20 protein-coding genes are annotated in these 23,541 nt (G+C 74.5%); 7 read left to right on the top strand and 13 right to left on the bottom strand.

Annotated features, from left to right (window positions below; genetic code table 11):
* Positions 1–1,241: 1,241 nt before the first annotated feature.
* On the top strand, positions 1,242–1,454 hold the full coding sequence (locus ATL51_RS16430; protein WP_100879100.1) for a hypothetical protein: 213 nt from the start codon (positions 1,242–1,244) through the stop codon (positions 1,452–1,454).
* Between the two features lie 804 nt (positions 1,455–2,258).
* On the opposite strand, the gene ATL51_RS16420 is transcribed toward ATL51_RS16430, so the two are convergent.
* Entirely contained in the window at positions 2,259–3,209 is a 951-nt protein-coding gene (locus tag ATL51_RS16420) for a D-alanine--D-alanine ligase family protein (protein ID WP_100879099.1), read from the bottom strand.
* Positions 3,210–3,298: 89 nt separating this feature from the next.
* The gene (locus ATL51_RS16415; RefSeq protein ID WP_301549054.1) at positions 3,299–4,669 is read right to left on the bottom strand and encodes an aminotransferase-like domain-containing protein; all 1,371 of its coding nucleotides are present in this window, start codon (positions 4,667–4,669) and stop codon (positions 3,299–3,301) included.
* A gap of 272 nt (positions 4,670–4,941) precedes the next feature.
* On the opposite strand from ATL51_RS16415, the gene ATL51_RS16410 reads away from it, so the two are divergent.
* Complete coding sequence (locus tag ATL51_RS16410) at positions 4,942–5,631, top strand: GNAT family N-acetyltransferase (protein WP_253068370.1); 690 nt, start codon at positions 4,942–4,944, stop codon at positions 5,629–5,631.
* Positions 5,632–5,717: 86 nt separating this feature from the next.
* Here the strand turns inward: ATL51_RS16410 and ATL51_RS16405 are convergent, their stop codons facing one another.
* The 8 genes from ATL51_RS16405 to ATL51_RS16370 all read right to left on the bottom strand — a co-directional run bounded on the left by ATL51_RS16405 (position 5,718) and on the right by ATL51_RS16370 (position 14,718).
* Complete coding sequence (locus ATL51_RS16405; RefSeq protein ID WP_100879098.1) at positions 5,718–6,878, bottom strand: N-acetylmuramoyl-L-alanine amidase; 1,161 nt, start codon at positions 6,876–6,878, stop codon at positions 5,718–5,720.
* Positions 6,879–7,080: 202 nt separating this feature from the next.
* Positions 7,081–7,407, bottom strand: a complete 327-nt coding sequence (gene trxA, locus ATL51_RS16400; protein WP_020622767.1) for a thioredoxin — start codon at positions 7,405–7,407, stop codon at positions 7,081–7,083.
* Positions 7,408–7,457: 50 nt separating this feature from the next.
* A complete protein-coding gene (gene trxB / locus ATL51_RS16395) occupies positions 7,458–8,471 on the bottom strand; it encodes a thioredoxin-disulfide reductase (protein WP_100879097.1) in 1,014 nt (337 codons plus the stop codon).
* A 183-nt stretch (positions 8,472–8,654) separates the two neighbouring features.
* Positions 8,655–9,182 (bottom strand): hypothetical protein, encoded by a 528-nt coding sequence (locus ATL51_RS16390; protein ID WP_100879096.1) that lies wholly within the window; start codon positions 9,180–9,182, stop codon positions 8,655–8,657.
* Positions 9,183–9,301: 119 nt separating this feature from the next.
* Complete coding sequence (locus ATL51_RS16385; RefSeq protein ID WP_073573699.1) at positions 9,302–9,814, bottom strand: sigma-70 family RNA polymerase sigma factor; 513 nt, start codon at positions 9,812–9,814, stop codon at positions 9,302–9,304.
* A 77-nt stretch (positions 9,815–9,891) separates the two neighbouring features.
* Positions 9,892–11,655, bottom strand: a complete 1,764-nt coding sequence (locus tag ATL51_RS16380) for a protein kinase family protein (protein ID WP_100879095.1) — start codon at positions 11,653–11,655, stop codon at positions 9,892–9,894.
* A gap of 229 nt (positions 11,656–11,884) precedes the next feature.
* Entirely contained in the window at positions 11,885–14,173 is a 2,289-nt protein-coding gene (locus ATL51_RS16375) for a DUF6049 family protein (RefSeq protein WP_100879094.1), read from the bottom strand.
* On the bottom strand, positions 14,170–14,718 hold the full coding sequence (locus tag ATL51_RS16370) for an NUDIX hydrolase (protein WP_202417219.1): 549 nt from the start codon (positions 14,716–14,718) through the stop codon (positions 14,170–14,172). The genes ATL51_RS16375 and ATL51_RS16370 overlap by 4 nt, the downstream gene beginning before the upstream one ends.
* A 196-nt stretch (positions 14,719–14,914) precedes the next feature.
* Here ATL51_RS16370 and ATL51_RS16365 point away from each other — a divergent pair, with 196 nt between their 5' ends.
* The 3 genes from ATL51_RS16365 to ATL51_RS16355 all read left to right on the top strand — a co-directional run bounded on the left by ATL51_RS16365 (position 14,915) and on the right by ATL51_RS16355 (position 17,777).
* Entirely contained in the window at positions 14,915–16,399 is a 1,485-nt protein-coding gene (locus ATL51_RS16365; protein WP_100879093.1) for a CCA tRNA nucleotidyltransferase, read from the top strand.
* A gap of 141 nt (positions 16,400–16,540) precedes the next feature.
* Complete coding sequence (locus tag ATL51_RS16360) at positions 16,541–17,137, top strand: YqgE/AlgH family protein (protein WP_073573695.1); 597 nt, start codon at positions 16,541–16,543, stop codon at positions 17,135–17,137.
* Positions 17,138–17,267: 130 nt separating this feature from the next.
* On the top strand, positions 17,268–17,777 hold the full coding sequence (locus ATL51_RS16355) for a DUF427 domain-containing protein (RefSeq protein ID WP_253069407.1): 510 nt from the start codon (positions 17,268–17,270) through the stop codon (positions 17,775–17,777).
* 35 nt (positions 17,778–17,812) lie between these two features.
* Here ATL51_RS16355 and ATL51_RS16350 read toward each other — a convergent pair whose 3' ends face one another.
* A complete protein-coding gene (locus ATL51_RS16350; RefSeq protein WP_100879092.1) occupies positions 17,813–18,298 on the bottom strand; it encodes an SdpI family protein in 486 nt (161 codons plus the stop codon).
* Between the two features lie 207 nt (positions 18,299–18,505).
* Here ATL51_RS16350 and leuS point away from each other — a divergent pair, with 207 nt between their 5' ends.
* Positions 18,506–21,367, top strand: coding sequence for a leucine--tRNA ligase (leuS, locus tag ATL51_RS16345; protein ID WP_073573694.1), 2,862 nt, complete (start codon positions 18,506–18,508; stop codon positions 21,365–21,367).
* Positions 21,368–21,413: 46 nt separating this feature from the next.
* Positions 21,414–22,169 carry a hypothetical protein gene (locus ATL51_RS16340; RefSeq protein WP_100879091.1) on the top strand — a complete coding sequence of 252 codons (756 nt, stop codon included), beginning with the start codon at positions 21,414–21,416 and terminating at the stop codon, positions 22,167–22,169.
* Positions 22,170–22,333: 164 nt separating this feature from the next.
* On the opposite strand, the gene ATL51_RS16335 is transcribed toward ATL51_RS16340, so the two are convergent.
* Complete coding sequence (locus ATL51_RS16335) at positions 22,334–22,789, bottom strand: HEPN domain-containing protein (RefSeq protein WP_073573692.1); 456 nt, start codon at positions 22,787–22,789, stop codon at positions 22,334–22,336.
* Positions 22,786–23,541 carry a UPF0158 family protein gene (locus ATL51_RS16330; protein WP_073573691.1) on the bottom strand — a complete coding sequence of 252 codons (756 nt, stop codon included), beginning with the start codon at positions 23,539–23,541 and terminating at the stop codon, positions 22,786–22,788. The genes ATL51_RS16335 and ATL51_RS16330 overlap by 4 nt, the downstream gene beginning before the upstream one ends.

Below are 23,541 nucleotides of genomic sequence, written 5' to 3'. Positions count from 1 at the left end.
CTCTGAGCCTTCAGATGCGTGGCGGTTTGGTGGGGAGGCCGGGGCGGGTCTCAGGAGCCGTGTGGGACCGCTGAGCCATTGGACCTGCCCGATTGGTCGCCTTTCTCGGTCTGTCGATGGGTGCCGGGGTGCGGACTGGCCGGAACACGCCTGATCAGTCGTACGTATGTCTGAACTGGCCCGTCATCGATGGTGGTCGCGCGTGGATCGGCTCGTGGTGGGTCCCGGGCGACGGTCGTACGGGGTGCCCATCGGCCGGGCTCGGCCGACGAGTGGGACGGGGCGTCCGGCCCGGGGTCGCGTGGCTCGTGCGGAGCTGGGGCCCGCGGCTCTCTCCGGCGGTCTCGGTACTGCAGGTGATCGGGTCCGCGGCGGACGGCGTCGATGTTTCACGTGGAACAGCGACGGAGGTCGTGGCGGGCGTCGGACAACGCGTCGGGCTCGGTCTCGCGAGCGGGTGGCCTGCGGATGCGGCAGCCCCGGGGTGGTCCGCCCACGCTGCGGGATCAGCCGCGTCGCGATCCCGTACGCGCCGCACGGACACGGCGACCGGGTCGAGGTCTCCTCCCGCCGAGGGCGGCCTGGGCGGTGCGGGCCTCGTCGCCGTGTACCGGGTGCGCGCGACGCCGACCCGTGCGCCTCCGCGGCGCTGTGGGGCTCGTCCGAGGTGGCAGCCGGAAGCACCCGGTGGGATCGCCGCACCTCGGCATTCCCGGTGGAGTCCGGCCGGTGTCGCCGTCCGGTGACCGTGTCGGGGACGCCCGGCCCGGATGCGCCGACCCGGTGTGCGGCGGCCGGCATCCGGGATGACCGCGCGTGCCGCGGCGTTGAAGCCGGCCACCGCGTCCGGCCCACCGGCGGCAGGTCCACCGATGCCCGGACCGCCGGCGCCCGGCCCAGGAGAGCTCGCCCAGGAGAGCTCGCCCAGGAGCGCTCGCCCGGGATCGCCCGGCCCACGAGTGCCCGGCGGCCTGCGAGTGCTCGGCGCGGGAGTGCTCGGCCCGCCGGCACGACTCCGGGGCGCGAAACCGGACGCGGCCCGGGCCGTGCGGGACCGGACAGTGCGGGACCGGACAGTGCGGAACCGGACAGTGCGGGACCGGACGGCGCAGAGCGGGGCGACCCACTGCGACAGACTCGGGCGCACACCGAGCGGCTCCGACCCCACCCGCCCGAGCGATCCGACCGGCGTCGCGTGCGTGTGTTTCACGTGGAACACCCCGACGCCCCAGGATGGCCCGGTGCTCACCGCCGCCGAGCTTGCCGCTCGCACCGACCGCGCCGTCGACACCGCGGTGTCCGTCACGCTGGACCACGGCTACCGCCCCGGTACACCCCGCGTCCTGCACGACCTGTTCTCGATCGTCGTCGCGCTGGAGCCGGAGCCGGTCGTGGTGCGTGTCCGCACCGGCCTCCCGCCCGGCCTCGATCCGGCGGGACAGGCGGAGCAGTAGCGGCGCGAGCTCGCGGTCTCCCGATGGGTGTCGGACGTCGGGCACCCCGTGGTCCGGCCCGCACATCCCGCGACCCGTCGCCGCCGGGGGCCTGTCCCTCACCTTCCGGGAGCGCCGGACCGTCCGTCGTCCCCGGACGGCCCGCCCGACGCCGGTGCGAGCGGCGCGACGGTGCCCCGGCTGCACACCGCGCTACGACCGTGTCCGGTCGAGCCGGACGGATGTGCCCACCCGACGACTCGGTCACGCCGATGCCCGACGCGCTGCGGCACGACACCTCCCACGTCTCCCCCACCGACCGCGACCGCGGGCTGCGGGAGTGGGCGACGATCCTCCCGGTGCCCGGTGCCCGGTGCCCGGTGCCCGGTGCCCGGTGCCCGGTGCCCGGTGCCCGGCGACGAGGCGGGGCTGCGCCGACCGGTTGCCCGGTACACCCCCGCAGCCGGTGCACGGGGGTTCGCCGGCCTGCAACGTCCTGCGGACCCCGGACGGACCGTACGACGCCGACCTCGAACACGTCTGCGTCGGACCGGTCGAGTGGGACCTGACCTCGCCGGTCCGGAGGTCGTCGCCGCCTCCGAGCGGGCGGCCGACCGCCTCGTCGATGCCGAGCTGCTCGCTCTCTGCGAGGCGGCCCGGCTCGTGTAGCTCGTCGCCTGCGTCGCGATGGTCCGCAGCAAGCAGGTCTCGGGGACGGGGTGAGCCCGCTCCTGGAGGTGTGGCGGGCTCCCGAGCCCTGGGGCGGTGTGCTCGGCTGATGTTCCACGTGGAACCACACCGCTGTGGTTTCACGTGGAACACCGCTCAGTCCTGCCGGGCCGCCGCGCGCTCGACGAGCGCCAGGTAGACCGTCGCGAGGTCGGAACCGTCCGCGGCCACCGCGGTCGGGAGCAGCGAGGTGTCGGTCAGGCCCGGCGACACGTTCATCTCCAGGACGTGCACGTGACCGTCGGCGTCGACGATCGCGTCGGTGCGCGACACGTCGCGCATCCCCAGCAGCCGGTGTGCGGCCAGGGCGGTGTCGGCCAGCGCGTCCAGCACGTCCGACGGCAGCCGCGCCGGGCAGTGGAACGTGGCCGCACCGGGTGTGTAGCGGGACGTGTAGTCGTAGAACCCGGACGGCACCTCCACCTCCACCGGCGGCAGCGCGCGGGGCTCCTCCCCGTCGTGGACGACCGACACTGCGACCTCGGTCCCGGCGACGAACCGCTCGACGAGCACCGTCTCGGCGTAGGCGAAGCAGCTGACCATCGCGGCCGGCAGGTCCGCCGCGTTCCGGACCACCTGCACACCGAGCGCCGAGCCGCCCTGGTCCGGCTTCAGCACCAGCGGCAGCCCGAGGCGCTCGACGATCGCACCGAGCACGCCCTGCGCGCCCAGCTCACGGAAGGTCGAGTGCGGCAGCGCGACCCAGTCCGGCGTCGAGAGGCCCGCGCGGACGAGTTCGGTCTTCACGCTCGGCTTGTCCCACGCCACCCGGCACGCCCCGGACGGCGTCCCCACGAAGGGGATGCCCAGCAGCTCCAGCACCTGCTGCACGGCGCCGTTCTCCCCCTCGCCCCCGTGCAGCGCGACGGCGACCGCGTCCGGCCGGTCGGTCGACAACCGCTCCAGCAGGCGCGCGTCGACGTCCCACTCGCGGACGTCGACACCGTTCGCGCGCAGCGCACCCGCCAGTCGACGACCGGATCGCAGGGACACCTCACGCTCGTGGGACAGGCCTCCGGCCAGCACGGCCACCGTTCGATCGCTCACGCGGGCATTCTGCGCCATGAACGGGAACGCCCCGGACCGGGAGCCGGTCCGGGGCGTTCCACGTGAAACATCGCCGTCGTCGGACGGCGTCAGGTCGTGTCCGGCGACGGGCTCTGGGTGCCCCGGGTCAGCTCGGGGCGGACCGGTGTCCCGAACGTCCGCACGACCTCCATCTCGGCCTCCAGCACCGCCGCCAGCCGCCGCACGCCCTCGGTGATGCGCTCGGGCGTCGGGAAGCAGAACGACAGCCTCAGCTGGCGGCTGCCGAAACCGTCGGCGTAGAAGCCGGTGCCGGACGCGTACGCGACCCGCGCGGTCACCGCGCGGGGCAGCATCGCCTTCGTGTCGACGCCCTCCGGCACGGTCAGCCACACGAAGAACCCGCCGTCGGGGACGTTCCAGGTGCAGCCCTCGGGCAGGTACGTCTCCAGCGCGGCGAGCATCGCGTCGCGGCGCTCGCGGTAGTTCTCGCTGAACGTCTTGATCTGGCTGCGCCAGTCGTGGTGCGACAGGTAGCGCGACACCAGCATCTGCGTGAACGACGGCGGGCACAGCGTCGCCGACTCCGCGGCCAGCACCAGCCGGTCCCGCACCAGCGGCGGTACCAGCGCCCAGCCCACCCGCAGCCCGGACGCGAACGTCTTCGAGAACGACCCCAGGTACAGCACGTCCGGGTCGTACGAGCGCAGCGCCGGGTGCACCTCGCCGTCGAACCCGAGCATCCCGTAGGGGTTGTCCTCGACGACCATCACGCCGTAGCGGCGGCACAGCTCCAGGATCCGCGGGCGCCGCTCGTGCGCCAGCGTCACGCCGGCCGGGTTGTGGAAGTTCGGGATCGTGTACAGGAACTTCGGGACGATCCCCCGCCGCGCCAGCGACTCCAGCGCCTCGTGCAGCAGCTCCGGGACCAGTCCGTGCTCGTCCATCGCGACGTGCACGACCCGCGCCTGGTAGGCGGCGAAGCTGCCCAGCGCGCCGACGTAGGACGGTCCCTCGGCCAGGACGACGTCGCCGGGGTCGACGAAGATCCGGGTCAGCAGGTCGAGGGCCATCTGCGAGCCGACGGTGACGACGACGTCGTTCGAGTCGGCCTCGATGCCCTCCTCCCGCATGACCTCGCAGATCTGCTCGCGCAGCTGCGGGACGCCCTGGGCGGAGCCGTACTGCAGCGCGGACATGCCGTCCACGTCGACGAGCTCGGCCACCTCACGGGCGAGGGACTGCAGCGGCAGCGCCGCCAGGTTCGGCATGCCACCGGCCAGCGAGACGACCTCGGGACGGCTCGCGACGGCGAACAGGGCCCGGATCTCCGACGCCGTCATCCCGGCGGTACGGGTCGCGAAGCGCTCGGTGGGGGCGAGCGGGACCACGGCCCCCTCCCCTGCCGCCGCTGCCTGCGCGGCCGCCGCGGCCGCGGAACGGCGGACGTCGGGCTGCTGCGGGCGGTCGGGCAGGGTCATCGCGTGCTCCTCTGCGAGGGGAAAAGGCTCGCCGAGTGTAACCGCGACGGGTGATCGGCCCGCCCTTCGTCGTGACGTTCGTACCGGTGGGCCCTCTCGGGGTGACGGGATCGCGAGAATCCACCTAGTCTCGGGCTGCGCGGGGTCACCGGACCCGGGGGCAGCCAGGGGGACGGTTGCTCCGGCGCCGGGGTCGGGACCACGCCCCGGACGGGCCGGGCCGTGCAGCAGCGCGTGCATCGCGCGACGACGACATCCGGAGGTCGGATTCCGTGTCCTGGCACGTTGCCGCGCTCAACCTCGACAACCTCGGCGATCTGCCGAAGCGGTGTCGCAACTGCGTCTACTGGGAGCTCTCGCCCCAGCTCGCCGACCAGACCGAGGGGTACGGCACGACCGACCTGGAGAAAGAGGCCTGGCTGTCGGAGGTGCTCCTCGAGTGGGGCTCCTGCGGCCGGGTCGTCTACGTCGGCGGTGCCCCCGCGGGGTACGTGCTGTTCGCGCCGCCGGCGTCGGTCCCCCGTGCCACCGAGATGCCGACCGGACCGGTCAGCGCCGACGCCGTCCTGCTGACCACGATGCAGGTGGCCCCGGAGTTCGCCGGCGAGGGACTGGGCCGGGCGCTCGCCCAGGCCGTCGTGAAGGACCTGACCCGACGCGGGGTGAAGGCAGTGGAGGCGTTCGGCGACGCGCGTCCCGGCACCGAGTCCGACTGCGTCGTCCCGGCGGACTTCCTCCGCTCGGTCGGATTCAAGACCGTCCGCCCGCACCACCGCTGGCCGCGGCTGCGGATGGAGCTGCGCTCGGGTCTGGAGTGGAAGTCCGACGTCGAGGCCGCGCTCGAACAGCTGTTCAACACGGTGACCATCCCGATGCAGACCGCGGCGCCGCGCCCGACGGCGACACCGGCCCGCGCGGGGTCCTGCCAGCTCTCGTTCGTGCCGCCCGCAGAAACGATCTGAGGGCGCTCTGAGCGGGCCGTGGGCGGCCTCGGTGGCCCGACCCCGGGTGAGGGGGCCGGGCGGGGCACTGCGGGCCGTGACGGGCCTCAGACGGCCCGGATCTCGTCCCTCGCGTACTCGCGGGCCAGCACGTCGTTGAAGGTGAACGTGCCGGTGGGCTGGTCGTCCTGCCCGAGCAGGTACAGCCGTTTGACGGCGACGAGGATGCCCTCCGCGACGACGTCGCGGAAGCCCGGGTCGAGCAGCTTGCGGCGGTCCCCGAGGTGGGTCAGATACCCGACCTCGACGCGGACGGCCGGCATCCGGGTCCGGCGCACGAGCTCCCAGGTGCACGTCTGGCTGCGGCAGTCGAGCATCGAGGTCCGGGTGAGCAGCTCGCGCTGGATCAGCCCGGCGAGCGCCTCGCCGACGTTCGACGTGGTGCCCGACCCGTTGCCGAAGTAGTAGGTCGCCAGACCCTGCGCGTGCGGGCTGAAGCTCGCGTCGGTGTGCAGCGACACGACCATGTCGGCACCGACGTCGTTGGCGAACTGCGCGCGCTCGGTGTCCGGCGGGTTGCCGTTCTCCGGGCGGGAGAGCAGTGCCTCCATACCGGTGGCCGACATGCGGCCGACGACCCGGCGGGCGAGGTCCCACATCAGGTCGGCCTCGGTGACCCCGCCGACGTCGACACCGCGGTCGTGCCCGCCGTGCCCCGGGTCGATGACGATGCGCTTGCCGCGCATCCGCGGGCCGGCCCGGCGCAGCAGCTCCTGCTCGCGCATGAGGTGCGGACGCCCGCCGGTGACCTTGCGGCCGAGCTGGCGCAGCGCGCGCAGCGTCTCCGGGCCGCAGACACCGTCGGGGGTCATGCCGTAGTCACGCTGGAAGCGGATCAGGGCCTGCTCGGTCTGATGGTCGAACAACCCGCTCGGCCGGCCCGGGTTGTACCCGAGCTCGAGCAGGCGTTCCTGCAGGTGGGCGACGTCGTCGCCGGTGGTGGGGGTGGAGAGCGTGAACGACAGCATCCGGTCGCCCAGGCTCCAGCCCGCCTCCCGCAGCGCGCGGGCGGTGTCCGGTCCGACGATGCCGTCGGTGATCAGGCCACGGCCCTGCTGGAACATGCGGACGGCGCGGTCCACGCCGTCGTCGAACATGTCCTGGGCGCGCGAGCCCGGCGGAACCGCCGGGAGCAGACCGAGCTGTCCCAGCGTCGTCCGGATCTCGCGTACGGCCGGACCGCAGTCCCCGCGCCGGAGCAGCTGCATGCACCCCTCGCTCGCAGTCGTGAGGCGCCGTGCGACGCCCGTGATCGGTCGGTTTCGCCCGGTGACCGGACGCGTGCCGGACTCATTGTGCCCTGCCCCGCCCCCGGAGGAGTGCAGCGGGGCGGATACGCGCGTGTCCCGGTTGTGATCAACCGGGACACGCAGCGTTATCTCCGTGCGCTATACGGCGCACGGACAGTGATCAGATGTGGTCGGCGAGATCGGCGAGGAGTGCCGCCTTCGGCTTCGCGCCCACGATCTGCTTCACCGGCTTGCCGCCGGAGAACAGGATCATCGTCGGGACCGACATGACCTGGTAGTCGCGGGCGACCTCCGGGTTGGCGTCGATGTCGAGCTTGGCGACGGTCAGCTTCTCGGAGTTCTCACCGGCGATCTCGTCGAGCACCGGGGCGACCATCTTGCACGGGCCGCACCAGGTGGCCCAGAAGTCGACCAGGACGGGCTTGTCGCTCTTCAGGACGTCCTGGTCGAACGAGCTGCTGGTGACGTCGACGGTGTTGTTGCCCATGGGGTTCTCCTTCGGTCGCGGATGCGGGTCTGTCGGGTGCCGGTGGGCGATCAGTGCGCGGCGTCGGCCACGGCGGCCGCCGGGGCGGTCTCCTCCGAGCCGTAGCCGCCGCCGGCCAGCTCGGAGCTGACCTCGTGGCCGGCCAGCCAGCGCTCGGCGTCGATCGCGGCCGAGCAGCCGGAGCCCGCGGCGGTGATCGCCTGGCGGTAGGTGTGGTCGACGAGGTCGCCACAGGCGAAGACGCCCGGGACGTTCGTGTAGGTGGTACGTCCGTCCACCTGCACGTAGCCCTCGTCGTCGACGTCGACCTGGCCCGCCACCAGCGCGCTGCGCGGGTCGTGGCCGATCGCGACGAACATGCCGGTGACGTCGAGCGTGCTGGTCTCACCGGTCACGGTGTCGCGCAGCTGCAGCTGCCTCACCGAGCCCTCGCCGGTCACCTCGGTGACCTCGGAGTTGGTGCGCCAGCGCATCTTCGGGTCGTTCTGCGCCCGCTCGTACATGATCTTCGAGGCGCGGAACTCGTCCCGACGGTGGATGACCGTGACGGTCTCGGCGAAGCGGGTGAGGAACGTGGCCTCCTCCATCGCCGAGTCGCCGCCGCCGATGACGGCGATGTTCTGGTCCCGGAAGAAGAACCCATCGCAGGTGGCGCACGAGCTGACGCCGCGGCCGAGGAGCTCCTGCTCGCCGGGGACGTGCAGGTAGCGCGGGGCGGCACCCATCGCGAGGATCACGGCGCGGGCCCGGAAGGTCTCCTTGCCGACCCGCACCTCCTTGACGTCGCCGTCGAGCTTCACCTCGTCGACGTCCTGCGGGCGCAGGTCCGCACCGAAGCGCTCCGCTTGGCCCCGCATCTGCTGCATGAGCTCGGGGCCCATGATCCCCTCGGTGAAGCCCGGGTAGTTCTCCACCTCGGTCGTGGTCATCAGGGCGCCGCCGAACTGGCTGCCCTCGAACACGAGCGGGGCGAGCTGGGCCCGCGCGGCATACACCGCAGCGGTGTAGCCGGCCGGCCCGGACCCGATGATGATCAGGTTGTGCACCGTGTCGTCGGTGGTCACCGGTACCGATCCCTCCTGGCGCGCCCGGGCGACGGGCGCGATGACGGGGCCTGCGGGTGCCGGCCCGGGTGGCCGGCTCCTGCGTCGTGGCTGCCGTATGGCTCGAACGCGATCCTAGACACGGGCATTCCCGCTCGTCGGTGCCGCCGGACGTGACCCGGGCGTCGCCGGTGCCCGGCCCGGTCAGCCGGTGGTGGTCTCGGCGAGCACCCGCGCGGTGCCCGGCCCGCAGTCCGGCGGTACGGCGACGAGGCGGTAGCGGCCCCGTTCCGGTCCGCCGAGGACGAGCAGGACCGCCGGGCGGCCGTCGACGGAGTGCGGGCGGGCCGTCAGGAACGGAGCATCCGTTCGCGGGTCGCCCGCGGCCGCGAGGCAGGCGCGGACCCGGGCGGGGTCGTCGAGCGCGCCGACGGGGACGTCCGCACCGGCGGCCGCGGACCGGAGCTCCTCCGGGGCGGTCCCGGCGATCGGGACGACGACCGGTGCGGTGGGCACGAGGGCGGCGAGCCCGACCCCGGCGACCACGAGTGCCGCCGCGCCGACGGCGAGCGCACGCCACGGGGTGCGGCGGGCCGGCGGCGGGCCGCCGGCCGCCGGAGCCTCGACCCGCTCCGGTCCGGGATCCGCTCGCGCCACCTCCGCGGCGAGCCGCGCCCGCATCCGCGCGGCCACGTCGTGCGGCATCGCCGCCGGACCGAGCTCCCGGGCCACCCGCGTCCCGACCTCGGTGAAGTGTTCTTCGTCGACATGACATGAAGCAGCTGAACGGTGGTTGTCGTCGTTCCGACGAGTGCTTTCTGGCGAATTGTCGTCGGATCGGTGAGAACTACTCATCCCTCGTCCTCCCGCAACACGGGGGCCAGCCGGGCCCGCGCACGGGCCCGGCGGCTCTTCACCGTCCCCGGCGCCACCGCCAGCATCTCCGCCGCCTCCGCGACGCCGTAGCCGAGCCCGTCCACGAGCACCAGAGCGGCCCGCTGGTCCACCGGCAGCAGGGCCAGCGCGTCGGAGACGGCGAGCCGCACGACGAGCCCGCCCGCGTGGTCCCGGGCCGCGACGACCGTCTCCAGGGCCCGCAGCCGGTCCCGTCGTCGCCCGGCCGCGCGGAGCCGGTCGACGCAGTCGTTCACGAGGATCCGGTGCAGCCACGTCCCCGTCGCGGCGTCACCGCGGAACCCGGGCGAGCGGAGCGCGGACAGGAACGCCTCCTGCACCGCGTCCTCGGCCTCGGTCCGGTCGCCGAGCATCCGCAGGGCCACCGACCAGAGCCGGTCGGCGTACCTGCGGAACATCTCGTCCAGGTCGGGCGGGGCCCGGTCCGGGATCCGGTCGACGGTCGTCACCCGCGCACGGTAGGCAGCGCCGGGCGGTGCTCACGGACGTTGCCGGGCCGGTCCGTCGCGATCGCGAACGGTGCGGCTCAGGGTGCGGTGCGGCGGAACCCGATGTCGTCGATCCGGGTCTGGTTGTCCGGCCCGAGGTTCGTGATCCACAGGAGCACGTGCTGGGTGGGGCGTCCCGGGTCGAGGCCGACCGTCGTCCGTCCCGAGGACAGGGTGACGGTGTCGAGCAGCGTCGTCTCCGCCAGCGTCGGCTCGGCCGACGGGGCCGAGCGGACCTCCACGACCGCGCCCGCGGTCGGCGAGTCGATGGTGAGCCCGGTGAGCGGCTCGGCGGCGTCGAACGAGGCCAGCACGCCGATCCCGGGCTTGAGCGCCGGGAAGGGCTGGAAGTAGCGGCTCGTCGTCCACACGGTGGAGGGGTCGCCGTCGACGGCGTTGCCGACGGTGCCGGCGTTGTCCGCGTCGCCGACCGGGTCGAACACCGTCGCCGACACGTCCGGCACCGCGGTACCCGTCCCGGACGACGCGGCCGGGGCCGCAGGGGCGGGTATCTGCTGCTGCACCGGGGCGCTCGCCGCGGGCGGGACGACCACCGGCGGGGTGCCGCCGCCGCCGAACAGCATGCCCAGCTGCACGGCGACGTACCCGAGCACGATCAGTACGCCGACGGCCAGCACCCCGAGACCGATCCGCAGGTTGCGGCGGCGCCGGGGGTCGTTGCGGGTGTCGGGCAGCCGGTCGGAGTCCTGCCACACGTCGTCGGGCTCGGCGGGCGCGCCGTCGTGCACCGGCGGGAAGAAGGCCTGGTCGGCGTCCTCGGCGACGACGTCGGCCAGCATCCGGTGCATCGCCGCGGCGGTGTGCACCCGGCTGACGCCGTCGCCCTGGCCGAGCGCACCGCTGCACAGCGTGTCCAGCTCCAGCGGCACCCCGGGACGCAGCTGCGACGCCGGGCGCAGCCGGCCCGCGGGCGTGCGGTCGGCGGCGACGAGCCCGGCGCGGGCGGCGTCGGACACCGACAGCGGCCAGCGCCGGGTGAGTAGGCAGTAGAGGATCCCGCCGAGCCCGCGGACGTCGTCGGCGGCGGACACCGACGGGCGCGGGAGCAGGAACGCCAGCATGGCGCGCCCGTCCGGGGTGATCCGGACGCGCTGCGGGTGGTCGCAGCCGAGGACCAGGCCCTGCTGGTGGGCCTCGGTGGCGGCGGCCGAGAGGGTCTCGACGGCCTTGGCGGCCCGCTGCGCGCGGACCGGGCCCTCGGCGACGGTCTCGGCCAGCGAACGCCCGGGCACCCACTCGGCGACGGCGGCGCCCAGCACGTCGGCCGGCAGGCCGTGCGTGCCCGGGGCCAGTACGTCGAGCAGCCGGGCGCTGCCGGAGTGCTCGAAGCAGCCCGAGCGCAGGGCACGCACGATCATCTCGCCGGCGCGGGCGGTGCCCTCCGGGTCGTCGGAACGGTCGTCGGCGGGGAGCCTGCGCAGCAGCGTGACGCCGACCGGGCGGCGCAGCACGGTGTCCTCGGCGCGCCAGAACTCCGCCCCGGCGGCCGGGTCGGACCCGATCCGCTGACGGAGCACGTAGCGCTCGGTGAGCGGCGAGCCCGCGGTGGTGCCCGCGGTCTCGCGGACGGGCGGGATGCGCTCGGTGGGCCGGGCCTGGGCCGGCACCGCGGGCACGGCGGCCGTCGGCTGCTCGTCGGCGGGTACTCCGGCGGTCCCGGGTGCGTCGGCGGTCGCCGTGGCGTCGGTGGGGTCGAGCGACGGGTGCGGACGGGGGGTCGCGTCGTCCTCGACGGGGTGGGGGCCGGTCCGGGCAGTGCGCTCGCCGATCTGCCCGCTCAACGGCCTCGCCCTCCCCTGGCGCTCGGTGTCGTGTCCGGCGTCAGCCTACGGCACTCGGTCGGATGTGGACGAGCCGAGAACACGCCCCGGATCCGTCTCCCCTGTTTTCGGAGACGGGGGACCATCGGTTTGCCTCCTCGCCCTCCGGATTCGCCGGAAAGCACCTGTGATGCGACGAGCGGTCAATACCGGACGGCGAACGACAGCCGTGTTCCTTGTCTCCCCCGGCTCAAGAGCCGTGGACGCGTCCGGACGGCGCCGGTCCCGGTGGCACGGGGACGTCCGGGGACGTGCCGGGCCCTGACCCGGGGCCGGGCCCGGGGCCACCGGACGGCCCGGCTGCGGCGGCCGGACGCAGCCGGCGCAGCACCCGCCGGACCACCAGGACCACGAGGACACCGCCGGCGATCGCGGTCAGCCAGACCGTGACCGTTCCGTAGACCGTCGACCGCACCCGTAGCCGGGTGTCCGGGCCGAGCGCGACGCCGTCGGGGGTGAGCAGGCCCGCGTCGACGCTGAACACCCCGGAGCGGGTGACCTGGGCGCTCACCCGCACCTGGACGCGGCCGCGCGGGGGGACCGCCTGCACCTCGATCGGGGCGACCCGCAGCCCGGTGGTACTCGACAGCACCACCCGCACGTTCATCGTCACCGGCAGCCCGTTGGCGACGGTGATCAGCAGCGGTGCGTCGCTGGTTCCGAGCGAGTACGGGCTGGGCGGCTCCACCACACGCACCGACGCGCGGATCTCGGCGATCCGGTCGGCGACGACGGTCTCCTCCCGCTCGGCGCGGCCCGGGTCGCCCCGCCACCACGACGACACCGCCCGCAGCGTGCCGGTCACCAGCGGGTCGAACACGTCGGCGGGGCTGGCCCCGACCCCGGTGCGGGCCTCGGCCGCAGCCCGTAGCGCCTCGATCGTCCGGACCTGGTCGGCCACCCCGGACACGACCGTCCCCGGGATCTCCGCGCCGCCGGCCTGCGGTGGGTAGAACAGCTGCGTCCCGCCCGCCTGCACGGCGCCGTCGATGAGGGTGGACAGGCCGGTCGGGGCGATCCGGCCGTCGTCGATCAGCGAGGTCAGGGCGGTCAGCACCCCGGCGGCGGCCGGCCCGTCCGCGGCCCAGCGGTGCGGCGGTGCGACGACCAGCGGGCCGCCGGCGTCCCCGGCCCGGAACGCGAGCGCCCCGGCGAGGTCCTGGCCGGCGAGCCCGCCCACGTCCCCCTCCTGCACCTCGACGCCCGCGGGTCCGGTCGCGGCCTCGGTGAGCAGCGGGTCGGTGAGCAGCGCGGAGTCGTCGCCGTCGCGGCCGGTGGCGTCGGAGCCGCCCACGCGCACCCGGCCGGAGGCCGCCGTGCCGGTCACCCCGTCGGCGGAGAGCAGCAGCCGGGTCCCGCCGCCGAGGGCGTCCAGCGTCGCCTCGTCGACGACGCCGTCGGCGGGCCACACGACGCCGTCGAGGGCCGTGGTCCCCAGCTCGGTGGACAGGGTCCGGCGGCCGCGGTCCAGCGCGGTCCGGGCGAGGTCGGCCCGGCCGCCGCGGACCAGGGCGACGAGGTCGGCGTCCGACGGCGGCAGCGCGATCACGCAGGTCCCGCGCGCGGCGGCGGTCAGCGCCGCGAGCCACTGGCCCGCCGCCTCCGCGCCGCGGCCGGGCACGGACTCGTCGGGGCCGGTGACGACGCCGTAGCCGTCGCGCATGGCGGCCGCGGTGGCGACGAGCTCGGGGTCGATCGCCAGGCAGAGCGCGGCCCGGGTCGGGGACCCGGCGGGCGCGGCCGAGCCCAGCGCCTCGACCAGGCCGCGCAGCCGGCCGCCGTCGGCGAAGGAGGTCGCGAGGTCGTCGTCGGTCAGCAGCGGCGGCTCGCCGGGCAGCGGCGGGACGCGGCGCGGGGCGTCGGTGATCGGGTACAGCATCGTCACCGGCGCGGCGGCGACCGGCGACGACGGCGGCGCGGCCCCCGGCAGCGACGACACCGGCAGCATCGTCCGGACCCCGGCCAGCCGCGACGGCGTGCCGTCGACGGTCCCGTTGAGGTTCACCAGCAGCGGGTAGGTGCCCGGGCCGGGGAGCGCCAGCGTCGACTGCGGGGGCCCCGTGAGCGGGACGGCGTAGCGGAACGGGACCGACGCGCCCGGCGCGAGCGGGCCGAGGTCGGCGAACGGCGGCGTCGCGTCGTCGACCGCGGCCTCCCCGCCCAGCGCGGCCCGCAGCGCCGCCTCACCGGCGAGCACCGGCCCGCGCTGCACCCGGACGGCCAGGTCGTCGACGATCCCCGGGCCGGTGTTGGTGACGGTCCCGGTGACGACCAGCTCGTCCGGCCCCGCCGACGTGACCACCCGCGGGGTCATCGTGCCGACGTCGAGCCGGACCGGGGCGACGGGCTGCTGGGCCGGTTGCTGCGCCGGGCGGTCCCGGGCGGCGGCCTGCGGGGCGCCCGCCGGGAACGCCGCAGGCAGGAGCAGTGCCACCACCGCGGTGAGCACGATCGCGACCAGGGCCGCGACCCGGCTCACGCCGTCTCCTCCAGCAGGTTGGCCGCGTGCCGGATCAGCCGACGCTCGTCGGCGTAGGCGAGGCGGCCCTCGAGCTCGTCGAGCGGCACCCAGGCCACCTCGGAGACCTCGACGTCCTCGTCGCAGAGCTCGCCGCCGAGTGCGCGCATCAGGTAGTGGTGGACCGTCTTGTGGACGCGCCGGTCCTCGGCGACGAACCAGAAGTCGATGGTGCCCAGGGGAGCCAGCACCTCACCGATGATGCCGGTCTCCTCCTGCACCTCGCGCACCGCGGCCTGCTCCGCGGTCTCACCGGCCTCGATGTGGCCCTTCGGGAGCGACCACAGCAGCCTGCCCCGGCGGTCCAGCCGGCCGATCAGCGCGGCGGCGCCGGTCTCGGGGTGCACGACGAGCCCACCGGCGGACGTCTCGTCCACCGTGCGCAGCCGGCGACGGCGGTCCGGGGACCGGTCGGCGCGCCCGGCACGGCCGGCGCGTGCGCTCCGGCCCTCACGGCCGGGTTCCGCGCCGCGCCCTGCCGAGGAGCGGCCGCGGGAGGTGGACATGTGGCGATGGTAACGAGGAGGTGGCTCGAAGGGGGGTCGACGAGCCGCCCGCGGCCGTGGCGTCACCCGGTCGCCCTGCCGTCGATCAGCGGTCGAGCGGTACGGAGTGACCGGAGGACCCGTGCCCACCGGCCGGGCGCGTTGCCTAGACTGGCCCGTCGTGTCCTCGTCGTCCCCGTCCTCCACCGCCCGACAGGTGACCCGGCCGACCCGACCTCCGGCCGGATCCGTCCCGGACCCGGACGAGCTGCAGCGAGCACAGGAGAACGCCGTGGTCGCACTGCTCGACGTCCCGGCCGTCGCCGACGAGCTGGCCGCCCGTTTCGCCGCCCGCGGTCACCTGCTCTACCTCGTCGGCGGCAGCGTCCGCGACGCGGTGCTGCGCGGCACCGGCGCGTCGACCCGGGACTCCGGGGACCTCGACTTCACCACCGACGCCCGCCCCGAGCAGATCCTCGCGATCGTGCGCGGCTGGGCCGAGGCCGTCTGGGACACCGGGATCGCGTTCGGGACCGTCGGGCTGCGCCGCGACGGGCAGACCCTCGAGGTGACGACCTTCCGTGCCGACACCTACGACGGCACCTCCCGCAACCCCGAGGTCCGCTTCGGCGACACCGTCGAGGGCGACCTGGTGCGCCGCGACTTCACGGTCAACGCGATGGCGGTCGAGCTGACCGGGTCGCACCGCCGCTTCGTCGACCCGCACGGCGGGTTCGCCGCGCTGGCCCAGGGTGTCCTGGACACCCCGGACACCCCGGAGCGCTCCTTCTCCGACGACCCGCTGCGGATGCTGCGCGCCGCCCGCTTCGTCTCCCAGCTCGGGTTCACCCCCGCCGCGCGGGTCACCGCCGCGATGACGGCGATGGCCGACGAGCTGACCCGGATCACCGCCGAGCGGGTGCAGGCCGAGTTCACCAAGCTGATGATCGGCGACCACCCGCGGCGCGGCCTGGAGCTGCTCTGCGACACCGGCCTGGCCCGGCACGTCGTCCCCGAGGTCCCGGCTATGCAGCTGGAGACCGACGAGCACATGCAGCACAAGGACGTCTACACCCACTCGCTCGTCGTGATGGAGCAGGCGATCGAGCGTGAGACCGACGGGCCGGACCTCACGCTCCGCCTGGCCGCGCTGCTGCACGACATCGGCAAGCCGGCGACCCGGCGCAAGGAGCCGGACGGGCGGGTCTCGTTCCACCACCACGAGGTGGTCGGGGCGAAGATGACCCGCAAGCGGCTGCGTGCGCTCAAGTACCCGAAGGCCCTGGTCGACGACGTGTGCCAGCTCGTCTACCTGCACCTGCGGTTCCACGGCTACGGCAAGGGCGAGTGGACCGACTCGGCCGTGCGCCGCTACGTCGCCGACGCCGGCCCGCTGCTGGAGCGCCTGCACCGGCTGGTGCGCTCGGACTGCACCACCCGCAACCGGCGCCGGGCCTCGGCCCTGCAGCGCAACTACGACGGGCTGGAGGACCGGATCGCCGAGCTGCGCAAGCAGGAGGAGCTCGACGCGATCCGCCCCGACCTCGACGGCAACCGGATCATGGAGCTGCTGGGCATCCCGCCGGGCCCGGCGGTCGGGAAGGCCTACCGGCACATGCTGGCGCTGCGGATGGAGCAGGGGCCGATGGACGCCGAGCAGGCCGAGGTCGCCCTGCGGGCCTGGGCGGCCGAGAACCTCTGAGCTGCACGGGCGTCCCGTACATACGTACACACTGATGTACGTACGTATTGTACGAACGTATGGACGATCATGTCCGGTGTACGACGATGCGGCGAACGGGTGGCGGCATCGCGTCCGTGCCGGAGGTGCGAACATGGACCCGTGCGGGAACACCGCGCCACGCGAGGCGCCGCTCTTCCCCCGGTCACACCGGGGAGTCTGCTCGTCGCCGCCCCCGGTCTGGGCGACCCGAACTTCTCGCGGACGGTCGTCTACATGATCGAGCACCGTCCGCAGGGCAGCCTCGGGGTCGTGCTCAACCGGCCGGGCCAGGCGGCCGTACGGGACGTGCTCCCGCGGTGGGCCGGGCTCACCAGCGACCCCGGGACCATGTTCGTCGGCGGTCCGGTCGAGGCGCGCACCGCGCTCTGCCTGGCCGCCCTGCGGACCGGGGAGACCGGCCGCGGGCTCGGTGGGCTGATGCCGGTCCGGCCACCGGTGCAGCTGGTCGACCTCGACTCCGACCCGGCTCCGCTCGCGCAGCGGCTGCGCGGCCTGCGGATCTTCGCCGGGTACTCCGGCTGGGACGCGGGCCAGCTGGGCGGCGAGATCGCCCGGGGTGACTGGTACGTCGTCCCCGGCCTGCCCGACGACCTGCTGACCACCGTCTACGACCAGCTGTGGGAACGGGTGCTGCGCCGCCAGGGCGTCCCGCTGGCGCTGCTCGCCACGTTCCCGCGGGATCCCGCCTGGAACTGAATCCCCGCGGGCGGACGTGTCTTCCCGGTCGTCGGCTACGACGGGTTCGACCACGCCACGGCCGGTGCCGCGCCGCGCGAGTGCGCCGCGACCGTGCCCGGGGGCCGCTGACCGGCCTACCGTGGGGGTCGTGCTGTTCGACCGTCGTCCCCAGCCCGATCCCGTCGGCCCCGGGCAGGAGTCGGTGTGGGACTACCCGCGCCCGCCCCGGGCGGAGCAGGTGCCCCGCCGCGCGGAGCTGTGGCACGGCGGGACGCTCGTCGCCGCGTCGGACGACCTCGTCCGGGTGCTGGAGACCAGCCACCCGCCGACCTGGTATCTGCCCCGCACCGCCTTCACCGACGGCGTGCTGGTGCCCGGCGAGCACCGCACGTTCTGCGAGTGGAAGGGCGTCGCCCACTACTGCGATGTGCGTGTCCCCGGCGTGCCGCCGCTGACCGACGTCGCCTGGTGGTACCCGCGGCCGGACGCGCGCTACCCGGAGCTGACCGACCGGGTCGCGGTCTACGTGGCGCCGTTCGAGCGGATCACCCTGGACGGGGAGACGGTCCGCCCGCAGCCCGGCGGGTTCTACGGCGGCTGGGTCACCGACGAGGTCGTCGGCCCGTTCAAGGGCGGGCCGGGCTCCCGCGGCTGGTAGCCCGGGGTTGGGGCCCGCGGACCGGGCCCCGCAGGTCAGGCCTCGCGGGTGAGCCCGGTGCGGGCCCCGGGCTCCGAGCCCGGCTCGGTGCCGGTCGCGTCGCGGCAGCCCGCGACCAGGTCGCAGCCGGCGCAGACCCCGCCGCAGCTCGGGGCCGCGGCCTGCGCGGCGATCACCGCCGCCGCGGCCCGGGCCCCGACCGCGCCCCCGAGTCCGGCGAGCACGACCGTCCCGACCAGCGCGATCGCACCCAGCACCCACGGGGCGGCGCCGGTCCGGTCCAGGACCAGCAGCACCGTCCCGCCGACCAGGGCGATCGCCCCCGCGGCGCCGACCGGCGGCGCGGCCACCCGGTTGGCGATCGCGAACGCGTCGGCGGTCCGCAGGCTGTCCGCGGTGCGGACGCCGGCGAAGCGGTTGCGCGGCAGCCGGCCGGTCGCCCCCAGCACGGCGAGGACGACGAGGACCACCCCGGCCAGCAGGAGCAGGGCGGCGAGGAGCAGGCGGAGCGTCGTGGGCACGTGACCAGGGTAGAACCCGGGGGAACGGGGATGCCCGCCCCGGCTACCCTGGTCACATGTGCACGGCCCGCCGACTTCCCGGCGCGGCGTCGTAGCCACAACACGGCGCCGCGACGGCCCCTCCTGCGTGCTGCGCACGAGGGGCCGCGACGTGTTCCGGGCCCCGAGTCGGGCCGTCACGACAGGCATCCCCGAGGTGAGACGGACATGAGCACCGAGACCACGACCGCGTCCGAGCAGCGTGCGGACCGACCGGCGTACCGCTACGACGCCGAGATGGCCGCCCGGATCGAGCGGAAGTGGCAGGACTTCTGGGAGACCGAGCAGACCTTCCACGCCCCCGACCCGGGGCAGCCCGGCTCGGAGAAGCCGAAGGTCTACCTGATGGACATGTTCCCCTACCCCTCCGGGGCGGGGCTGCACGTCGGGCACCCGCTGGGCTTCATCGGCACCGACGTGCTGGGCCGCTACCTGCGGATGAACGGCCACAACGTGCTGCACCCGATGGGCTTCGACGCCTTCGGGCTGCCCGCCGAGCAGTACGCCGTCCAGACCGGGACGCACCCGCGGACGACGACCGAGGCCAACATCGCCCGCTACCGGCAGCAGCTGCGCCAGCTGGGCCTGGGCCACGACCCGCGTCGCTCGGTGTCCACCACCGACATCGGGTTCTACCGCTGGACCCAGTGGATCTTCCGCGAGATCTTCGAGTCCTGGTACGACACCGACGCCGACCGCGCCCGCCCGATCTCCGAGCTGCGCGCCGAGTTCGAGGCCGGCACCCGTCCGACCCCCGACGGCCGACCCTGGGCCGAGCTGTCCGAGGCCGACCGGCGCGCCGCCGTCGACGGGTACCGGCTGGCCTACATCTCCGAGGCGCCGGTCAACTGGTGCCCCGGCCTGGGCACCGTGCTGGCGAACGAGGAGGTCACCCCCGAGGGACGCTCCGAGCGCGGCAACTTCCCCGTCTTCCGCCGCAACCTGAAGCAGTGGATGATGCGGATCACCGCCTACGCCGACCGGCTGGCCGACGACCTGGACCGGGTCGACTGGCCGGAGTCGGTCAAGGCGATGCAGCGCAACTGGATCGGCCGCTCCGAGGGCGCTCGCGTGCGCTTCGCCGTGCCGGGCTCGGACGCGTCGATCGAGGTCTTCACGACCCGCCCGGACACCCTGTTCGGCGCCACCTACATGGTGCTGGCGCCCGAGCACCCGCTGGTCTCCTCGCTGGTCCCGCAGCAGTGGCCGGCCGGTACCGACGCGCGCTGGACCGGCGGTGCCGCGACGCCGGCCGAGGCCGTCGAGGCGTACCGGGCCGAGGCCGCCCGCAAGTCCGAGCTGGACCGCCAGGAGAACAAGGACAAGACCGGTGTGTTCACCGGCGCGTACGCCACCAACCCGGTGAACGGCGCGGCCGTCCCGGTGTTCGTCGCCGACTACGTGCTGATGGGCTACGGCACCGGCGCGATCATGGCGGTGCCCGCCGAGGACACCCGGGACTGGGACTTCGCGGCCGCGTTCGGGCTGCCGCACGTGCGCACGGTGCAGCCGCCGCCGGACTGGGACGGCGGCGCGTACACCGGCGACGGCCCGACCATCAACTCCGCGAACGACGAGATCAGCCTGGACGGGCTGGGCGTCGACGAGGCCAAGCGCACGATCATCGACTGGCTGGCCGCGAAGGGCGCCGGCGAGGGCGTCGTGCAGTACAAGCTGCGCGACTGGCTGTTCTCCCGGCAGCGCTACTGGGGCGAGCCGTTCCCGGTCGTCTGGGACGAGCACGGCCCGATCGCGCTGCCCGAGGACAAGCTGCCCGTCGTCCTGCCCGACGTCGACGACTACTCGCCCAAGACCTACGCCCCGGACGATGCGAACTCCGAGCCGGAGCCGCCGCTCTCCCGGGCGCACGAGTGGGTGGCCGTCGAGCTGGACCTGGGTGACGGCCCGAAGCAGTACCGCCGCGAGACGAACACGATGCCGCAGTGGGCCGGGTCGTGCTGGTACTACCTGCGCTACCTGGACCCGGAGAACACCGAGCGGTTCGTCTCCGCCGAGGCCGAGAAGTACTGGATCGGCAAGGACGCGGCCCGGTCGGTCGCCGACCCGGGCGGCGTGGACCTGTACGTCGGCGGCGTCGAGCACGCCGTGCTGCACCTGCTGTACTCGCGGTTCTGGCACAAGGTCCTGTTCGACCTGGGCCACGTGAGCAGCGAGGAGCCGTTCCGGAAGCTGTTCAACCAGGGCTACATCCAGGCCTGGGCCTACACCGACGCCCGCGGGACCTACGTGCCCGCGGAGGAGGTCGTCGAGGTCGTCGGCGAGGACGGCACGAGCGCCGGTTTCACGTGGAACGGGCAGCCCGTCACCCGGGAGTACGGGAAGATGGGCAAGTCGCTGAAGAACGTCGTGACGCCCGACGACATGTGCGACCGCTACGGCGCCGACACCTTCCGGCTGTACGAGATGTACACCGGCCCGATGGACGCCTCGCGTCCGTGGTCGACGCGGGACGTCGTCGGCCCGCAGCGGTTCCTGCAGCGGGTGTGGCGCAACCTGGTCGACGAGGGCACCGGAGCGGTGACCGTCGTCGAGGACGCGCCGTCGGAGGAGATCCTGCGGTCGCTGCACAAGGCGATCGCCGGTGTCCGCGAGGACTTCCCGGCGCTGCACTACAACACCGCCGCCGCGAAGCTGATCGAGCTGAACAACGCGCTGACCAAGCGTGGGGCGCCGGTGGAGCGCGAGGTCGCGGAGGCGCTGGTGCTGATGCTGGCGCCACTGGCCCCGCACATCGCCGAGGAGCTGTGGCAGAAGCTGGGGCACGAGGACACGCTGACCTACGCGCCGTTCCCGGTCGCCGACGAGCGCTACCTGGTGGCGGACACCGTCGAGTACCCGATCCAGGTCAACGGCAAGGTCCGCTCGCGGGTCACCGTCGCCGCCGACGCCGCCCAGGAGGACATCCGGGCGGCCGCACTGGCCGACGAGAAGGTCGTCGCCGCGCTGGACGGGGCCGAGCCGAAGAAGGTCATCGTCGTGCCGGGGCGCCTGGTCAACGTCGTCCGGTAGGGAACGCAGGCGACCTCCTGCCCGTTGAGCGGGCAGGAGGTCCGTCATGAGCGCAGTCCTGACCCTGATCGTCGTCCTGGCCGTCGTCGCGGCCGTCGTGTGGCTGGTACGGCGGCACAACGCGGACTCCGCCGCCGCTCTGGCGGACGCCCAGGCCGAGTCCCGGCGCTGGGTGGAGCGCCTCGGCGGCCAGGTCCTGGCCCTGACCGGGACCGACGACCCGAGCCGTCAGGCGCTGGCCGACGCCGCCGAGCGCTACACCGCCGCGGGCTCGCAGATGGAGCAGGCGCACACGGCCGCGCAGTGCCGTCAGGTCACCGAGACCGCCTACGAGGGTCTCTACTACATCCGCGCCGCACGCACGGCGATGGGCATGGACCCCGGGCCCGAGCTGCCGCCGCTGCCGGGCCAGTCCCGCGCCGGTGAGGTCACCGAGGACCGCGAGGTCGAGGTGGAGGGCCGCAGTCTGGGCGCGTCGCCGCAGCCGACCGACCGGAACAGCCATTACTACCCCGGCGGGACCGTCGCCGGGCGTCCGGTGCCGCGCGGCTGGTACTCCGAGCCGTGGTGGAAGCCGGCACTCGTCGCCGGGGCCTGGGGCGTCGGTTCGGCGCTGCTGTTCACCTCGCTGTTCAGCGGGATGGCCGGCGCCGACCAGGCCGCCTACGCCGACGGGGCCGCCCTCGACGACCCGGGCTTCGACGGCGGTGCCGACGGCGGCTTCGACGGCGCCGACCAGGGCGGCTTCGAGGGCGGGGGCCTGTTCGACAACGACTCCGACTTCGGCGGGGACTTCTTCTGACCCGCGCGCCGTAACGGCCGGCCCCCGGGCCGCATCCCCTCGTCCGAGCGACCAGCCCGTGGTCGGACGGCGAGAGGGGCCACGTCATGACGTACCACCTGCAGGCGGTGCGCGGATTCTCCGACTTCCGGGGGCGCGCCCGGCGGGCCGGTCCGGCGGGCCGGTCAGGCGCGGGACCCGCGCCTGACCGGCTTCTCCGGCCGCCGGGTCGCCCCGGTCCCCGGGTCCGGTGGCCCGGACAGGGCCGGCTCGGCGAGCCACGCCTCCACGGCGTCGAGCACGAACGCGGCGTCGTCGAGGGCCGCACGCGCCTCCGCCGCCGGGGCGGTCACGTCCGAGTGGTCGGCCAGCGCCCGCCGGTTGTAGAGCGACCGGAGCAGCCGCCCGGCCCGCGGGTCCAGCGACCGTTCCCGCACCACCCGGCGCACGAACGCGCTGACCACCTCGGAGTGCTCGGCGCGGGTCTCCCCCAGCACCAGCAGCGCGGTCTCGGCGGCCCGGAACGCGGCGTGGAACGCGCGGGAGACCGCGGCGTCGCCGAAGCCGTTCTCGGCCAGCACCCGGGCCCCGCCCAGCTCGACCCGGGCCCGGGCGATCCCGCCGTGCACCCGCCGGGTCACCGGATCCGCACCGCCTCGGCGCGGGCACGCACGACCGTCGGGTCGGCGGCGCGGACGAGTTCGCCCTGGCCGACCGGCAGCACGCTGATCGTCAGCCCGGTCCGCCGGGTGTGCTGCCACAGCACGTCGTCCATCGCGCGGACCTCCTCCCAGGGCAGGATCGGGAACCCGTCGTCGTCGAGGACCACGAGCAGGTCGATCGCGGACTCGACCGAGCCCTCCCCGCTCGCCCAGGACCCGAACAGCAGCACCTGGCGCAGCCGGGGGCCGTAGAGCAGACCCAGGTCGTCGGCGACGGCGGCGGGCACGTCGTCGTTGGACGGGTCCGGATCGGGGTGGCGGGCCCTGAGCCGCTCGCCGTCGTCGGCGCCGATCAGGCCGGCCGCGACCAGCCAGTCCGCCGCGCGCCTGCGGGAACGGGCGTCGCGGAAGCGGTACCACTGGTCACGGACCTCGGGGAACTCGAACAGCGTGTTCTTGAACCGGCGGAACGCGCCCCGGCCGTCGATCGCGCGGTCCAGCAGCGCCGCGGCCCGCCGGTGCTGCACGCCCGCGGTGAAGTCGGACATGTCCCGGTAGGACTCCCGGCTGGTCACCGGCCGGATCTCCACCCAGTCCGGACCGGGCCGGCCGTCGCCGGACACGCCGTGCACCTCGGCGTCGGCCGGGTCGAGGTACCAGGTGACCTCCGGCGTGCGGTCCTCGAGCGCGTCCGCGAGCGCGGACAGGTCGAGGCGGGCGGGGTCGAGCAC

The organism is Pseudonocardia alni (genome assembly GCF_002813375.1).
GTDB classification, from domain to species: domain Bacteria; phylum Actinomycetota; class Actinomycetes; order Mycobacteriales; family Pseudonocardiaceae; genus Pseudonocardia; species Pseudonocardia alni.
Note: the sequence above shows the minus strand (reverse complement) of the source record. Positions and strands in the feature narration are given on the sequence as shown.

Excerpts from the sequence above, each read along its gene's own strand:
- ATL51_RS16370 (WP_202417219.1), bottom strand. The coding sequence starts at position 14,718 with ATGTCCACCTCCCGCGGCCGCTCCTCGGCAGGGCGCGGCGCGGAACCC.
- leuS (WP_073573694.1), top strand. The coding sequence starts at position 18,506 with ATGAGCACCGAGACCACGACCGCGTCCGAGCAGCGTGCGGACCGACCG.
- ATL51_RS16405 (WP_100879098.1), bottom strand. The coding sequence starts at position 6,878 with ATGCAGCTGCTCCGGCGCGGGGACTGCGGTCCGGCCGTACGCGAGATC.
- trxA (WP_020622767.1), bottom strand. The coding sequence starts at position 7,407 with ATGGGCAACAACACCGTCGACGTCACCAGCAGCTCGTTCGACCAGGAC.
- ATL51_RS16340 (WP_100879091.1), top strand. The coding sequence starts at position 21,414 with ATGAGCGCAGTCCTGACCCTGATCGTCGTCCTGGCCGTCGTCGCGGCC.
- ATL51_RS16415 (WP_301549054.1), bottom strand. The coding sequence starts at position 4,669 with ATGACCCTGCCCGACCGCCCGCAGCAGCCCGACGTCCGCCGTTCCGCG.